At 73.1% G+C, this 14,686-nt stretch carries 13 protein-coding genes; 7 read left to right on the top strand and 6 right to left on the bottom strand.

The features are described 5' to 3' along the window. Positions 1 to 53 precede the first annotated feature (53 nt). The 7 genes from ABUW04_RS14485 (at position 54) to ABUW04_RS14455 (ending at position 6,709) form a co-directional block, all read left to right on the top strand. Positions 54 to 269, top strand: coding sequence for an MbtH family protein (locus ABUW04_RS14485; RefSeq protein ID WP_030253664.1), 216 nt, complete (start codon positions 54 to 56; stop codon positions 267 to 269). Positions 270 to 573: 304 nt separating this feature from the next. Then, a complete protein-coding gene (locus ABUW04_RS14480; RefSeq protein WP_380564907.1) occupies positions 574 to 1,887 on the top strand; it encodes a cation:proton antiporter domain-containing protein in 1,314 nt (437 codons plus the stop codon). 62 nt (positions 1,888 to 1,949) lie between these two features. Further along, positions 1,950 to 2,159: a hypothetical protein gene (locus ABUW04_RS14475; RefSeq protein ID WP_030253661.1), complete on the top strand. Its 210-nt coding sequence runs from the start codon at positions 1,950 to 1,952 to the stop codon at positions 2,157 to 2,159. Between the two features lie 12 nt (positions 2,160 to 2,171). Next, entirely contained in the window at positions 2,172 to 2,975 is an 804-nt protein-coding gene (locus ABUW04_RS14470; protein WP_380564906.1) for a thioesterase II family protein, read from the top strand. 3 nt (positions 2,976 to 2,978) lie between these two features. Next, positions 2,979 to 4,238: a cytochrome P450 gene (locus ABUW04_RS14465; RefSeq protein WP_380564904.1), complete on the top strand. Its 1,260-nt coding sequence runs from the start codon at positions 2,979 to 2,981 to the stop codon at positions 4,236 to 4,238. A 72-nt stretch (positions 4,239 to 4,310) separates the two neighbouring features. Next, positions 4,311 to 4,574, top strand: a complete 264-nt coding sequence (locus ABUW04_RS14460) for an acyl carrier protein (protein WP_030253655.1) — start codon at positions 4,311 to 4,313, stop codon at positions 4,572 to 4,574. A gap of 17 nt (positions 4,575 to 4,591) precedes the next feature. Further along, complete coding sequence (locus ABUW04_RS14455) at positions 4,592 to 6,709, top strand: amino acid adenylation domain-containing protein (RefSeq protein WP_380564902.1); 2,118 nt, start codon at positions 4,592 to 4,594, stop codon at positions 6,707 to 6,709. A 191-nt stretch (positions 6,710 to 6,900) separates the two neighbouring features. On the opposite strand, the gene ABUW04_RS14450 is transcribed toward ABUW04_RS14455, so the two are convergent. The 6 genes from ABUW04_RS14450 to ABUW04_RS14425 form a co-directional block, all read right to left on the bottom strand. Further along, positions 6,901 to 7,947, bottom strand: coding sequence for a hypothetical protein (locus ABUW04_RS14450; RefSeq protein WP_030253652.1), 1,047 nt, complete (start codon positions 7,945 to 7,947; stop codon positions 6,901 to 6,903). Between the two features lie 84 nt (positions 7,948 to 8,031). Further along, complete coding sequence (locus ABUW04_RS14445; protein WP_380564901.1) at positions 8,032 to 9,057, bottom strand: pyridoxal phosphate-dependent aminotransferase; 1,026 nt, start codon at positions 9,055 to 9,057, stop codon at positions 8,032 to 8,034. A gap of 58 nt (positions 9,058 to 9,115) precedes the next feature. Next, positions 9,116 to 9,886, bottom strand: coding sequence for a thioesterase II family protein (locus ABUW04_RS14440; protein WP_380564899.1), 771 nt, complete (start codon positions 9,884 to 9,886; stop codon positions 9,116 to 9,118). 176 nt (positions 9,887 to 10,062) lie between these two features. Then, positions 10,063 to 10,335 (bottom strand): acyl carrier protein, encoded by a 273-nt coding sequence (locus ABUW04_RS14435; RefSeq protein WP_380564897.1) that lies wholly within the window; start codon positions 10,333 to 10,335, stop codon positions 10,063 to 10,065. Then, positions 10,332 to 11,279 carry a chlorinating enzyme gene (locus ABUW04_RS14430; RefSeq protein ID WP_037595105.1) on the bottom strand — a complete coding sequence of 316 codons (948 nt, stop codon included), beginning with the start codon at positions 11,277 to 11,279 and terminating at the stop codon, positions 10,332 to 10,334. The genes ABUW04_RS14435 and ABUW04_RS14430 overlap by 4 nt, the downstream gene beginning before the upstream one ends. A 103-nt stretch (positions 11,280 to 11,382) precedes the next feature. Beyond that, positions 11,383 to 14,622, bottom strand: a complete 3,240-nt coding sequence (locus ABUW04_RS14425; RefSeq protein ID WP_380564895.1) for a non-ribosomal peptide synthetase — start codon at positions 14,620 to 14,622, stop codon at positions 11,383 to 11,385. Between the last annotated feature and the right edge of the window lie 64 nt (positions 14,623 to 14,686).

Genomic DNA, 14,686 nt, shown 5'->3' with positions numbered 1-14,686 from the left:
ACCAAGCCCTGAACATCCGTCAGATCCAGCAGAACAAGCAGAAGGAGTCCGTCATGGCCAACCCGTTCGAGAACCAGGACCAGTCCTACCTCGCCCTGGTCAACGACGAGGGACAGTACTCGCTGTGGCCCAGCTTCGCCGCCGTCCCGGCCGGCTGGACCGTGGTCCGCGGTCCGGAGGACCGGGAGACCTGCCTCAACCACATCGAGGAGGCCTGGACCGACATGCGGCCGAAGAGCCTGATAGCGGCGAGCGCCGCGGCCGCCTGACCCGTCCCGCCCGCTGTCCCGTGCCGCCCACTGTCCCACCCACCGTGCCGCCCGGTTCCTGGTCCCAGGAGCCGGGCGGCACATCTGCGTCCGCGGGTGCCGTCGGGTGCCGACGGGTGCCGGTACGGCGGTGGACCGGCACAGCGGCAACCGCACAGTTGCCGCTCGCTTTCCTTCAGCCGGTGGTGCCCCGATCGCCACACTCGCTGGTGTTCCCGAAGTTCCCCGCACCTTCGCACCCGCACCCCCGCACCCCCATCCGCTCCCGGCCGCCGGCGTGCGGCTTCGCTCCGTGGAGGACGCAGTGGTACCTACAGCTCCGATCCCGGTGGAGGCAGTGGTCCTCGCCGACATCGCCATCGTCATCGCCGTCTGCGCCGTGCTGACACGGCTGCTCCGGCGGCTGCACCAGCCGCCGGTGATCGCCGAGATCGCCGCCGGACTGCTGCTCGGCCCGAGCCTGCTGGGGATGCTCCCCGGCGACCTGCCCGACCGGCTCTTCCCCGCCGACGCGCGGCTGCCGCTGTCGGCCGTCGCCAACCTCGGCCTGGCGCTGCTGATGTTCCTCTGCGGCTGGGAACTGGACTCGCGCCAACTGCGCAGCAACACCCGCAACATAGGTGCGCTGGCGGTGCTCGCCATGGCCGTTCCGTTCGCCCTCGGCGGCGGCTTCGCCGTCCTGATCCGGCATCAGCAGGCCGGACCCGGGGTACGCCCCGCGGCCTTCGTGCTCTTCCTCGCCACCGCGTTCTCCATCACCGCGTTCCCGGTGCTGGCCCGCATCCTGCGCGACCAGGGGCTGACCCGGACCAGGATCGGCGGCATGGCGATGACCTGCGCCGCCCTCTGCGACGTGGTGGCCTGGTGCGTGCTGGTGCTGGTGACCGCGCTCGCGAAGTCCAACGGGACGGCCGGCTTCGTCCAGGTCCTGGGCCTGACCGCCGGCTTCGCCGCGGTGCTGGTGCTGGTCGTCCGCCCGCTGCTGCGGCGCGCGCTGGCCCGGCTGAACGAGCGCGGCAGCGACAGCGCGCTGACCGCCGTGATCCTCAGCGGCCTGCTGGTCTCCGCCTTCGTCACCTCCTGGATCGGGATCCACCCCATCTTCGGCGCCTTCGCCTTCGGCCTGCTGATGCCGCGCAGGACCGGGGCCGAGCGCGGGCTCGGCGACGAGCTGACGCAGCGGGTGGGGATTCCGCTGGACCGGGCCGCGGCGCTGCTGCTGCCGGTCTACTTCGTGCTCACCGGCCTCTCCGTGGACGTCCGCAAGCTGGGGCTGTCCGGTCTGCTGCTGCTGGTCGGGGCGCTCGCGGTGGCCACCGTCGGCAAGTACCTCGGCGCCGCGGTGCCGGCCCGGCTGAGCGGACTGGGCGGACGCGACGCGCTGGCCTTCGGCACGCTGATGAACACCCGGGGCCTGACCGAGATCGTGGTCCTCGGGATCGGCCGCCAGCTGGGCCTGATCTCCGCCGAACTGTTCACCGTCATGGTGCTGGTGGCGCTGCTGACCACCGCACAGGCGGGCCCGCTGCTGCGGCGCTTCAAGCTCACCGCCCCCCTCCCGGTGCCGGACCCGGTCCGGCCCGTGGTCCAGCCGTCCCGGGAGATCCAGCCCGTCTGACCAGCCCGTCCGACCAGCCCTTACGACCAGCCCGTCCGACCAGGAGAGAGAGGCACATCGCCATGGACAGGTTCACGCCCCCGTACTACGGCTACTCCCGGATCGACGAGAGCGTCGTGCTGATCACCTACCGCTGCCGCACCGTCAACAGCGTGCGCGGGACCGACCGGGTCGACGCGCTGCTGCAGGAGCTGAGCACCGGCGACCCGCAGCAGGTGCTGGAGCGCTGGAGCACCGACGCGCTCGCGGTCGGCCACGGCAGTGCGGCCTGAGAGGAAGATCCGATGACCACGACCGTCCCCGCCACGACCACTGTTCCCACCACGACCACCGTCACCGCGACAGCCGTCCCCGTCCCCGCGACAACCGCTCCCACCGTACTGATCTGCCTTCCCTTCGCCGGGGCCGGCGCCGGGTTCTTCCGCAAGTGGCGCTCGCTGGCCCCGGAGGGGCTCACCCTGCTGCCGGTCCAGCTCCCGGGCCGCGAGGAGCGCTACTTCGAGACCCCGTACACCGATGTCGACCAGGCCATGGACGAGGCCCTCCCGCGGGTCCTCGACCAGCTGGCCGCACTGGGCGAAGCCGCCGAGCGGGTCGCCCTGTTCGGCCACAGCCTGGGCGCCGAACTGGCCTTCGAGCTGACCCGGCGCCTGGCCGCCCGGGGCACCACGGTGTCCCGGCTGCTGGTCAGCGGCTCGCCCGGACCGCGCGACCGGCAGGTGGAGCGGGTCAGCCACCTGGACGACGAGGCCTTCCTGGAGGGCCTGCGCCGGGTGGCCGGCTACCGCCACCCGGCCATGGACCACCCGGAACTGCTCCAGGTGATGATGCCGTTCCTGCGCGCCGACAACGCCATGCACGAGGACTACCGCTCCGCCCACGCCGAGCTGCTCGACGTACCCGTCACCTCGCTGCGCGGCCGGGACGACGCGCTGGTCAGCGCGGCGGAGGCGGCCGAGTGGTCCGTCGAGACCACAGCCGGCTTCCGCAGCGTCGAGCTGGACGGCGGACACATGTACCTCACCGAGACGGAACACGCCGAGGCCCTGCTGCGGACCGTCGTCGACGAGCTCGAAAGGAGCCGCTGACCCATGACCGTGACCGAGGTGCCGAGCGTGACCGGAGGGCCCGCCTCCGGCTGCCCCTTCCGTCCGGCCGGGCCCGACCTGGTGGATCCACGCCTCTACAGCCACGGGGACGCCCCGCGACTCTGGCGCGAACTGCGGGCCCTGGACCACCTGCACTGGCAGCAGGTGGACGCGGACCGCGGCTTCTGGTCCGTGGTCCACTACCGCGAGGCCGACGAGGTGCTGCGGGACACCGACACCTACACCTCCGAGCGGGGCACCCTGCTCGACCTGCTCGGCACCGACGACCCGGCCGGCGGCCAGCAGCTGGCCGTCACCGACCCTCCGCTGCACACCGCCCGGCAGGCCCGGCTGAAGCGCGCCCTCACCAGCAAGGCGGTGGGGCGGCAGCGCGAGCAGATCCGTTCGCTGGTGGTCGAGCTGCTGGAACCGCTGGGCGACGGCGGGGTCTTCGACTTCGCCACCGCGATGATGGCGATGCCGATGTGGGTCACCGGCACGATGATGGCGCTGCCCCGCACCGACTGGGAGTGGCTGACCCGGGTCACCACCATGTGCATCGCCGCCGACGACCCGGAGTTCCAGGAGCCGGGCGGCCGGGCCGCCACCCTCAGCACCGCGCACCTGGAGCTGTTCGGCTACTTCCAGGACCTGATCCGGCACCGCTCCGAGAACCTCGGCCAGGACCTGCTCAGCGCGCTGATGTCGACCCGGTTCGAGGGCCGGCTGATGTCGCCGGGAGAGGTCGTCTCCAACTGCTACAGCCTGCTGCTCGGAGCCAATGTCACCACCCCGCACGCCCCCACCTTCGTGATGGCCGAGTTCGTGGACAGCGACGTGCTGTCCGACTGGGCGGCGCACCCGGAGCTGAACGAGTCCGGTTACGCCGAGGCGCTGCGCTGGGCCTCCCCGGTCAACCACGTGATGCGCTACGCCACCCGGGACACGGTGCTGCACGGCACCCCGGTCGCGGCCGGCGACGCCGTGGTGGTCTGGCTCGGCGCGGTCAACCGCGACGAGCGGGTCTTCGCGGACCCGGAGCGCTTCGACATCCGCCGCCGTCCCAACAAGCACCTGTCCTTCGGCATCGGCCCGCACTACTGCGTCGGACACAGCGTCGCCCGCGCGTCGCTGGGCCTGCTCTTCGAGGAACTCCTCTCCCGCTACCAGAACTTCAGCGCGGCCGGCCGGCCCGAACGGCTGATCTCCAACTTCGCCTCCGGCTACAAGCACGTCCCGATCACCGCACGCCGCCGTCGGTAGGCGTCGGTCCGCGCCGGACACCCGCGCCAGACACCCGCTCCAACCAGTGCGCCACAACCAGGAGGTTCGACCATGACCCAGCCCGTACTCACCGCCCACGACGCCGACCGGATCACCCTGGTCCGCGCGCTGTGGCAGGAGGTCCTCGAGGTGGACGAGGTCCCCGAGGACACCAACTTCTTCGACGCCGGCGGCGACTCGCTGCTGCTGGTGGCCCTGGTGGAGCGGATCCGGCAGGCCTTCGGGCAGCCGGTGCGCACCATGGACGTACTGCGCGCCGGCACGGTGCGGGGCCAGGCCGAGCTGCTCGCCGGAGGGGACGTGGTGGCGCGATGAGCGAGGAGGAAGACCGTATGGACTTCCCCAGCGACCTTCAGGGCCGGACCTCCTCGGGAGGCCCGGCCCTGCGGGCGTTGCCGGCACCGGACCCGCGGCTGCGGTCGGAGGTCCTGACCCGCTGCGCCAAGCTCGGCACCGGTCCGGACGCCCTGCTGCTGGCGGCGTACGCGCTGACGCTGGCCCGCTGGACCGGCACGGCTGTCGTGCCGGTTCGCTGCACGGACCGGACGGCGGTGGTCGAGGTCGATGACGGGTCGAGCACGGACGAGCTGATCAGGGCCGTGGAGCAGCAGCTGCACGGGAGCACGGCGGTGTCCGGGCCGGTCCAGGCGGGCTTCGGCCCGGACGCCGTACTCGGCGAGGGCGTGGAAGTCGTGCTGCGCGCCGACTGGAGTGCGGACCGGCCGGGGGACGGCTGGGCGGGTTCGACCGGCTGCCTGGCCGGTGTCTGGACCCCGGCGGAACTGGCGGCGTTCAGCGCCGACCTGCTGGCGGCCGTCGCCGAACTGGCGGCGGCCTCCGGCCCGGTGGAGGACGTCCGCTGCATCGCGCCGGAGCGGCGCGCGCTGCTCCGGCGGATCAACGGGACCGACCGCGACTTCCCGACGGCCTCGCTGGAGGAGCTGTTCCACCGGACCGCCCGGCGGTTCCCGGACGCGGTCGCGGTCCGGGACGGCGATGTCGAACTGACGTACCGCCAACTTGCGGCAGCGGCAGGGGAACAGGCCCGACTTCTGATCGAGGCGGGCGTCGCTCCCGGCGACACGGTGCTGATCGGCCTGCCCCGTTCGGCCGCCGAGATCGTGGCCGTGCTGGGCACGGTCCAGGCCGGCGCCGCCTATGTCGGCGTCGACCTCGGCTCGCCGCCGGCGCACCTGGCCCGGATCGTCGCCAAGTGCCGCCCCGCGGCCGTGCTGCACAGCCCGGAGGACGGCAACGGCACCGCGCCGCCGGCCGGGGTCCGCTCGGTGCCGGTCTGGAACCCCTCCTGGAACGATGAGTCGGACAGTGACCCTGACCCCGACTCCGACGCCCTGCTGCCGGGCGGGGCCGGCGAACGACTTGCCTATGTGGCCTTCACCTCCGGATCCACCGGCGAGCCCAAGGGCGTCTGCGTGCCGCACCTCGGTGTGGTCCGGCTGGTGCACGGCGCGGACTACGCCCGGCTGGGGCCCGGCGAGCGGGTGCTCCGGCTCTCCCCGCTGGCCTTCGACGCGTCCACCCTGGAGCTGTGGGGCGCGCTGCTGACCGGCGCGGCCCTGGAGGTCTACACCGAACCGCTGCCGTCGCCGACCGAGCTGGGCGAGTTCCTGGTGGAGCGCGGCGTCACCGTCGCCTGGTTCACCGCCGGACTCTTCCGGCTGCTCGCCGAGTTCGCCCCGGACTCGCTGCACGGCCTGCGGCAGGTGCTGACCGGCGGCGACGTGGTCCCGCACGAGCACGTGTCCCGGCTGCTGGAGCGCCACCCCGGACTGGTCGTCACCAACGGCTACGGACCCACCGAGAACACCACCTTCACCACCACCCACTCGGTAGCCCGCCCGGAGGACGTGGACGGCCCGCTGCCCATCGGCTCGCCGATCCCCGGCACCCGGGTCCATGTCCTCGACGGCCGGGGACGGCTGCTGCCCCCCGGGGCCGTCGGCGAGCTGTACACCTCCGGTGCCGGCCTGGCCACCGGGTACCTCGGCGACGAGGACGAGACGGCCCGGCGCTTCGGCTGCTTCTCCGCGGACCTCACCGCGGAGCGGCTGTACCGGACCGGGGACCTGGTCCGCTACGACGGCCTCGGCCGACTGCGCTTCCTGGGCCGGGCCGACGACCAGGTGAAACTGCGCGGGTACCGGGTCGAGCCGGCCGCGATCGCCTCCGTGATCGCCCGACTGCCGGGTGTGCAGGACGCGTTGGTCTTCGCGATCGGCGCCGACAGCGCCACCAAGCGCCTGGTCGCGGCGGTCGTCCCGGCGTCCGGCGGCGCACCCGCGCCGGTCGGGCTGCGGCAGGCGCTGGAGCAGCAGCTGCCGTCCTACATGGTGCCGGCGCTGTGGACCGTGGTGGACGAGCTTCCGCTCACCCGCAACGGGAAGGTGGACCGCAAGGCCCTGGCCGCCTCGGCCCGACCGGCCCGCTGACGCTGAGCTGCACGACCAACGGGAGGGCCCGGTATCGCGATCAGCGGTACCGGGCCCTCCCGTTCTCTCTGCCTCTTGTTCTCTCTGCCTCTTGTTCTCTCCGCCCCGTGTTCTGTCTTTGAACGCCGAAGGGGCGGCCGGCTCGCAGTGCGAGCGGACCGCCCCTTCGGGGTCGACGGGCTGACCCCGGGTCAGGACTTCTTGGAGAGCAGGACACCGAACTGCAGGCCGGTGGAGTCGGCGCGCGGGTCCGGGTTGGCGGAGGCCTCGACGGTCAGGCCCAGGCGCTCGAACAGCTCGTCCCACCAGGTGCGCGTCTCCAGGCGCTGCTCGGTGATGTGGTGGATCAGGAAGTAGGGGTTGTAGAAGGTCTTCGCCAGGCCGTGGCTGCCCATCACCGGCGAGAGCGGCTTGTGGTCCATCTCGACGACCAGCCAGCGGGCCTCGGGGTAGCGCTCGAAGGTCTGCGCCAGCAGGTTCTCGACGAACTCCGGGCCCTCCTGCTGCAGCACCTCCTGGAGCACGAAGGCGGTCATGAAGCAGATGCCCCGGCCGTTCTCCGGCAGGTCCAGCGTCAGCGCGTCGGCGGCGCCGCCCTGGACCACGTCGAACCGGCCCTCCAGGCCGAGTTCGGCCCGGCGGCGCTCGCCGAGCTCGACCGAGCCCTGGTTGGGCTCGACGCCGAGGCCGCGCAGGTCCGGCTGGGCCACCAGCAGGTCCATCAGGAAGCTGCCGTCACCGCAGCCGAGGTCCACCACGGTCTCCGGGCGGTTGGCCATGGCCGGGTCCAGCAGCTGCTCGACCAGCGGCAGGGCGTCGTAGGCGCCGATACCGCAGCTGCCCTCGCCCACCTTGGTGGTGTTGCGGGTGGCGAAGCGGGTGCCGTCCGCGAGGATGTCGCCGAGCTGGTCCATGGAGGGCGCGTAGCCGCCGACCATCATCTCGTACCAGGGGGCGAAGGGGAGCACCTCCAGCGCCTTGCCGCTGATGGACCAGCCGCCCTCCTCCAGTACCGCGTAGCCCTCGTTGCGCAGGTAGCGGAGGAACCCGCCGGTGCGGTAGGCGTCCAGGCCGAGCTGCTCGGCCAGCGTCTCCGCGGTGGCTCCCGGCTCCTTCTTCAGCGCGTCGAACAGGCCCACGTGCATGGCGTGGTGCAGGGCCTGGGCCAGGAAGAACTGACGGACCGGCTGGGTGTTGTCGATCAGACGGCGCTCGAAGTCGTCGGTCAGGATGGTCATGATGGTTCGCCTCTCTGGGGTGAATGCGGTGCGGGGTGAATGCGGTGTGGATGTACGGGGGTGAGAATTCGGGGAGTCCCGGGCTCAGGCCGCCCTGGGGAGGATGCGGGTCCAGGCGACGCGGCACAGGCTGCGGTCCAGCCGCTGGTGGTCCTCCCGGCTTCCGATGCTGATCCGGAGCCAGCCGGGCAGCCCGTTGCCGTCGCAGTCCTTGACCCGGACCCGGTCCTCGGCGAGGACCGTGGCGAGTGCCTCGCGTACGGCCGCCTCGGGGCGGACCAGCACGAAGTTGGTCTCCGACTCGCGGACCTCCTCGAACAGGCCGCTGGCGCGCAGCGTCGTGCACAGTTCGGCACGGGCCTCGCGGACGTACTCGGCCAGCCGGGTCATGAACTCGGGTTCCTCCAGCAGGCCGGCCGCCGCGTGCAGGCTGACCGCGTCGATCGGCATGAACCGGCGCAGCGGCCGCAGCCGGGCGATGGTGGCGGCGTCGGCGACCAGGCAGCCGAGGCGGATCCCGGCCAGGCCGGCCGCCTTGGAGAAGCTGCGGTAGACCAGGACCCCTGGCACCGGGCCGCCGGTGCGGGAGAGGATGCCGGGCTGCGCGGAGAACTCCTGGTAGGTCTCGTCGACGAAGACATGTCCGGCGACGGCGCGCAGGCCGTCGATCCAGGCGGCGGGGAGCAGGTTGCCGGTGGGGTTGCCGGGCTGGGCCAGGTAGACGATGTCGCCGGCGCCGAGTCCCGCCGGGACGCCGGGCCGGGGCTGCCAGTCCGGGCCGAGCGGGATCGGGTGGAACGGCTTGTCGTTGGCGGCCGCCCGGTCCGGGTAGCCGTCGAATCCCGGCTTCAGTCCCCAGGCCCGGTCGGCCAGCGAGAGGGTCATGTCGATGGCCTCGTCCACGCCGGCCATCAGCAGCACCTGGTCGGTGCCGACGCCGTGGTGGGCGGCGGCCAGTGCGGTGACCTCCTCCAGCAGACCCCGGGGGTAGCGGTGCAGACGCTCGGCGGCGTCGACGACCCGCTTGACGGCCAGCGGTGGCGGGCCGATCGGACTCTCGTTCCAGTCGAGCAGGGCTTCCCCGTCAGCGGACGGGTGGGCTGCGACCACGTTCTGCCTCCTTCCCCGGAGCGTCTCCGGGCTCGTTTCCTGGCGGTTCTCGGGTTGCTCAGCCGACGGGGACGGCGGTCCGGCGCAGCGCCCCGTCCAGTGCCTGCTGCACCGCGGCGCGGTTGCCCGGGTCGAGCAGGTAGAAGTGCGCGCCGGGCAGTACCTGCACCTCGCAGCCGCCGCTGGTACGCCGCTCCCACTCGTAGAGCTCGGCCGCGGGGACGTACGGGTCGTCGGCGCCGCCGAGGGCGAGCACCGGCAGGTCCAGCGGGGCTCCCTCGATGGCGGCCGACACCTCCTCGTCGAGCCGGGTGTCGCTGCGGAAGAGGTCGATCAGCCGGGCCCGCCAGAACGGGTCGGCCAGCAGCTTGGGTGCGGTGTTGCCGACGGCGCCGAAGAAGCCGACGATCTGCTCGTCGTCCAGGCCGCGCAGCGACTCCAGGGCGACGCCGGTGGGTTTGCGGGCGCTGACCGCGACGCCGTGGCACAGCTCGGGGGCGGCCAGGGCACAGGCGAGCGCCAGGCTGGCGCCCATGCTGTGGCCGAACAGCCAGGTGGGCAGGGGCGGCAGGGCGGCGAGTTCGCGGGTGACGGCGGTGACGATCTCGGTGTGGCCGGTCACCGGCGGCTCCGAGAAGCGGCGCTCCCGGCCGGGCAGCGAGACGCCCAGTACCTGGATCTCCGCGGGCAGGGCCGCCACCAGCGGCCGCAGCGAGGCGGCGCCGGCTGCGGCGTAGGGGAGGACGAGGAGCCGCGCCTGCGGTGCGGCGGCGTCCGGGGACTGCTTGCGCAGCGGGAAGAGCCACTGCGGGACGGGAGCGTCGGTCACAGGTCGCTGCCTCTCTGCGGGGCGGGATGGGGCGGGACGGGCGGAGTTGGGGTTGGGCCGAGGGGTGGCGCGGGGGCCGCGACGGCACGGGCGGTGCCGTGCTCGTCGGGGCCCCACGTCACATCGGTGCGGGTGTCGCGGTGGTGCGGGTGCTGCGTCAGTGCGGTGACGATCCGTCAGGACCTGTCGGCGGTGTTGCGGAGGAGCAGTGCGGCCACGGCCGACACCGAGCTGTCCTCGAAGAAGTCCTCCGGCGGGAGCACGTCCTCGCCGAACAGCTCCTCGGCGCCGGCGACGAACCGCGCCGCCGCGAGCGAGGTGCCGCCCACCGCGAAGAAGTCGGTCTGCGGCCCCTCCACGGCCAGACCCAGGGCACGCCAGCTCTCGGCCACCCAGGCCTCGGTCTCCTGCTGGGTCGCCGGACGGCTCCCCGTCGTCTGCACGGTCATGCGGACCTCCGAATGTCACGGACCGGGAACTCGTAGCCGTTCACGGTCTCCTGTACGTACGTGTTGTGCTGGTAGGTGTCCTCGCCGGAGGTGAGGATCGCCCCGTAGCGGGCGAGGCTGACCGTGGAGCCGAACTCCTTCAGCTCGGTGAGCCCCGGGTAGACGCGGGCGGCGGTGGGCAGGTAGCGCACCGAGTAGCCCAGGCGGGCCTGGTCCTCGCTGGTGTTGGGGTGCGAGGCGTGCATGAGCGTGGACCAGAAGATGATGAACTGCCCCTGCTTCATGACCGCGGAGATGGCCTTGGACTCGTCCGGGGCCCAGTCGGGGTTCTTCTGCAGCTGGCGGTAGTCGTAGCCGAAGAAGCCGCGGTTGGTGCCCTGCTTCTCCAGGTTGTTGATGATGTCGGCGTCGTAGGTCAGGCCCTTGGTCTCGTCGTAGTTCATCTCCTTGTGGGTGCCGGGAATGAACTGCAGCGCCCCGGTCTCGACGCTGGCCTCGGTGAAGGCGGTCCATACGGTGACGGTGCCGCGGCGGTCCGAGTCGGCCGGCCACTGGATCTGCGGGGTGGCGTTGTCGGTGAGGCTGGAGAAGTCCTCGGCCTGGTGCCAGTCGGTGCCCTCGTCGCCGGGGTACTTGGCCAGGAACTCCGAGCGCCAGCACAGGGTGTCGGGTCCGAGGATGGAGGCGACCCGGTCGACGATCTCCGGACGGGTGACGTGCCCGGCCAGGAAGTCGATGTCGAAGTGGCGGTCGTAGTTGGAGATGGCGGACGCCTGCTTCTCGTCGCTGTAGATCGACTTCTTGGTGCTGATCAGCTTGGGGCGCAGCGCCCGCAGGTTCTGCTCCATCTCGGCCGGGTCGTACAGGTCGAACGGGCCGATGTAGCCGTCGCGCTCGAACTGCTCCACCTGCTCGGGGGTGAGCGAGAAGTCGTTCTGGGACATAGCTCTTCCTCTCATTCGGATCATGCGGTCGGTTCGGTTGGTTCGGTCGGTTCGGTTCGTTCGGTTCGGGCGGGCTGGTCGGTGTGGACGGCCGCGGACGGCCTCAGGCGGCGGCGGGCTGCCGCGCGCCCCGGAGTTTGGCGACCAGGTCCTCGATGGCGCTGCAGGCGTACAGGTCGCCGACGGTGACCTCGTACTCGGGCAGGGCCTCCTTGAGGATCGAGTGGACCCGGATCAGCAGCAGGGAGTCGCCGCCGACGTCGAAGAACCAGTCGTCGGTACGGAAGTCGCGGTGGCCGAGCACCTCGGCCCAGGCCTCGGTCACCACCGAGACCAGCCGGTCGCCCTCGGACCGGACGGGTGCCGCCGGGACCGCCACGGGTGCGGGGGCGACGGCCTCCTCGCCCGCGGCCAGGCGCCGCAGCCGGTCCAGGTCGAGCTTCCCGTTGGCGGTGACCGGGAACTCGTCCACCTGCGCCCACAGTCCGGGGACGGCGTGGCCGGGCAACTGCCCGGCGGCGAAGGAGCGCAGCGCGGGCGTGAGCCCGGGCGCGGTGCCGACGACCGCGGCCAGCAGCTGGTGGTCGCCGTTGCCGAGCGGTACCACCGCCACCGCGGCGTCGCGGACCTCGGGGTGGCTCCGCAGCACCGCGGTCACCTGCTCCGGCTCGACCCGGAAGCCGCGGACCTTGACCTGGCGGTCGCTGCGGCCGAGGAAGCGCAGGTTGCCCTCGGCGTCCCAGCGGACCAGGTCGCCGGTGCGGTAGAGCCGCCGGCCGCCGGCCGCGGCGCCGAACTCCCCGAAGACCCGGGCCGTCTCCTCCGGCGCCCCGGCGTAACCCGCCGCCAGGCCGTCGCCGTAGGTGTACAGCTCGCCGACGCCGCCGGGCGGCACCGGTCGGCCGGACCGGTCGAGCACCAGCACGCCGGTGCCCTGGATCGGGCGGCCGATCGGCAGCCCGGAGGCGGTGGCGGCGGCCGGCTCGTCGACGTGGTGGACGGTGGTGAAGGTGGTGTTCTCGGTGGGCCCGTAGCCGTTGCTGACGCGCAGTCCGGGGCAGGTCCGCAGGACCTGGGCCACCTGCGCCGGCGGCACCACGTCCCCGCCGGTGAGCAGCTGCAGCACCGAGCGGAAGGCGGCCGGGCGGAAGTCGGCGACCAGGCGGAACAGGCCCGCGGAGAGCCAGAGGCCGGTGACCTCGCGCTGCTCCAGCACCCGGGCCAGCGCCGAGGCGGTGACGTGCCGGCCGGTGAAGACCTCGATCGTGCCGCCGGCCAGCAGCGGCGCGAAGATCTCCAGCGTCGAGGCGTCGAAGGCCAGCGGGGCCAGGCGCAGGAAGCGGTCGGTCGCCCCGGGCCGCAGGAACTGCGGCCGGTGGGCCAGCCGGACCACGCCCCGGCAGGGGATCATCGCGCCCTTCGGCGCACCGGTGGTGCCGGAGGTGAAGGCCAGGTAGGCGATCCGGTCGGGGTCGGCGGGCGCGGGCGGCGGCGCGGTGCCGACCAACGCGACACCGACCGGCGCGGTGCCGGCGGGCGGTGCCACGGTCAGCAGGGTGCGCCCGGTACCGGCGGCGCCCAGCGCCTCCAGCCGGTCCGGGTCGCCGAGCACCACCCGTGCCTGCGCGCCGTCCAGGACCGCGGTGTTGGCCGCGGGCGGGTTGCCGGCGTCGATGCCCACGTAGGCGGCGCCGATCCGCAGGACCGCCGCGATCGCGACGATCTCGTCGACCGAGCGGCGCAGCGCCAGGCCCACCCGGTCGCCCTCGGCGACCCCGGCGGCGGCCAGACGCGCGGACAGTTCGGCTGCGGCGTCCAGCAGTTGACGGTAGGTCAGGATCGACTCCGGGGCTACGCCGGCGCGGACCGCGGGGGCGTCCGGGGTGCGTACGGCCACCTGCTCGATCAGCTGCCACAGCCCCGCGTCGACGGTCGCCTCGGGGCCGCGCTCCAGGGCGTCCAGCCGGCGCCGCTGGGCCGGGGAAACCGTGCCGACCCCGGCCAGCGGGCGGTCCGGGGCGGCGGCCAGTTCGAGCAGCGCCTGCTCGAAGGAGCCGGCCAGGTCGAGCGCCTCCTGTGCGGTCAGCACCGAGGTCGCGTACTCGAGTTCCAGCGCCGGCTGGGCGTCCCAACCGAGCACGTGCAGCATGGCGTCGTAGGCGGTGCCACCGGTGTGCCCGACGCAGATCTCGAAGTCCACCCCGCCGGCCGGCAGCACGGTCGGCACCAGCTCGCTGTGCGCGCCGAAGGCGATCTGCGCCAGCGGGTTGCGGGAGCGGTCGCCGCCCCGGGTCAGCCCGGTCACCAGGTCCTCGAACGGCACCCGGCCGTACCGCAGCAGTTCCCGCAGCGCCCGGGCGGTGCTCCGGACGTAGTCGGCCACTGTCCCGTCCTCCGGGATCTCGCAGGCCACCGGGCCGAGGCCGGTGGCACCGCCGACGACCCGCATGGCGCTGCGGTTGTGCCGGCCGACGGTGGGGACGCCGACCAGCAGCCGCTGCCGTCCGGTGCGCCGGGCCACCACCAGCGCCCAGGCGCCCAGGAGCACCGCGTTGCGGCTGACGCCGAGTGAGGCGGCCAGCGCCACGCAGCCGGCCCGGGCCGACTCGGTGATGGTGAAGGGCAGTCGGACCCCGGCGCAGGTGCGGACCGCGGGCCGGTCCAGGTCGCTGGGGAGCTCCACGACGGTCGGCCAGTCGGCGAGCATCGCGGCGCGCTCGGCGGTCAGCGCGGCGACGGCGTCGGTGCGCTCGGCCGCGGCCAGCAGCTCCATCCCGGGGGCCTCGTCGGCGTCCCCGGGGCCGACTGCGTCCCCGGCGGTACCGGCGTAGTCAGCGGCGATCTCCTCCCAGAGCAGGCCGATGCTCCAGCCGTCCAGCACCACGTGGTGGCCGATCAGGGTCAGCACATGGCGGCCGGGCCCGGCGGCGGTCAGCACGAAGCGGACCGGCGGCGCCTCGTAGGGACGCAGCTGTGCCGGCACGGCCGGGGTCAGCAGCCGGTGCAGCACCTGCACCGGGTCGGCGTCCGCGGGGACCGTCGGCAGTTCCTGCTCCACCACGACCGGCTGCCAGTCGGCCAGTACCCGGGTGCCGAGGGCACCGGTCTCGGCGTCGCGGGTGAACACGGTCCGCAGGGCGGCGTGCCGTCGGGTCACCCGGGCCAGCACGGCGCGCAGCCGGTCCCGGTCCAGCGGTCCGGTGATCCGGGCGCTGACCATGACGTGGAAGGGCGAGGCCTGACCGTTCAGCGGCCCCTCGGCGGAGAGTATCCCCTCCAGGGTCCGGGTCACCCGGGCGTCGGGGTGCTCGCCCGTCTCTACTGATCGCTCCTGGGAATTCACGTCGGGCATCCTCTGTGACTCGTCGTGGCTCGTGGCTGGCGACTGGTGGCTCGTGGCTGGTGGC

Source organism: Streptacidiphilus jeojiensis (assembly GCF_042510965.1).
In the GTDB taxonomy this organism is placed as follows: domain Bacteria; phylum Actinomycetota; class Actinomycetes; order Streptomycetales; family Streptomycetaceae; genus Streptacidiphilus; species Streptacidiphilus jeojiensis.
This window is presented reverse-complemented; position numbering and strand designations above follow the sequence as displayed.

What these genes read in the sequence shown, in the direction of transcription:
- ABUW04_RS14475 (WP_030253661.1), top strand. Translation starts at nt 1,950, where the DNA reads ATGGACAGGTTCACGCCCCCGTACTACGGCTACTCCCGGATCGACGAG.
- ABUW04_RS14485 (WP_030253664.1), top strand. Translation starts at nt 54, where the DNA reads ATGGCCAACCCGTTCGAGAACCAGGACCAGTCCTACCTCGCCCTGGTC.
- ABUW04_RS14465 (WP_380564904.1), top strand. Translation starts at nt 2,979, where the DNA reads ATGACCGTGACCGAGGTGCCGAGCGTGACCGGAGGGCCCGCCTCCGGC.
- ABUW04_RS14450 (WP_030253652.1), bottom strand. Translation starts at nt 7,947, where the DNA reads ATGACCATCCTGACCGACGACTTCGAGCGCCGTCTGATCGACAACACC.
- ABUW04_RS14455 (WP_380564902.1), top strand. Translation starts at nt 4,592, where the DNA reads ATGGACTTCCCCAGCGACCTTCAGGGCCGGACCTCCTCGGGAGGCCCG.
- ABUW04_RS14430 (WP_037595105.1), bottom strand. Translation starts at nt 11,279, where the DNA reads ATGTCCCAGAACGACTTCTCGCTCACCCCCGAGCAGGTGGAGCAGTTC.
- ABUW04_RS14435 (WP_380564897.1), bottom strand. Translation starts at nt 10,335, where the DNA reads ATGACCGTGCAGACGACGGGGAGCCGTCCGGCGACCCAGCAGGAGACC.
- ABUW04_RS14470 (WP_380564906.1), top strand. Translation starts at nt 2,172, where the DNA reads ATGACCACGACCGTCCCCGCCACGACCACTGTTCCCACCACGACCACC.
- ABUW04_RS14460 (WP_030253655.1), top strand. Translation starts at nt 4,311, where the DNA reads ATGACCCAGCCCGTACTCACCGCCCACGACGCCGACCGGATCACCCTG.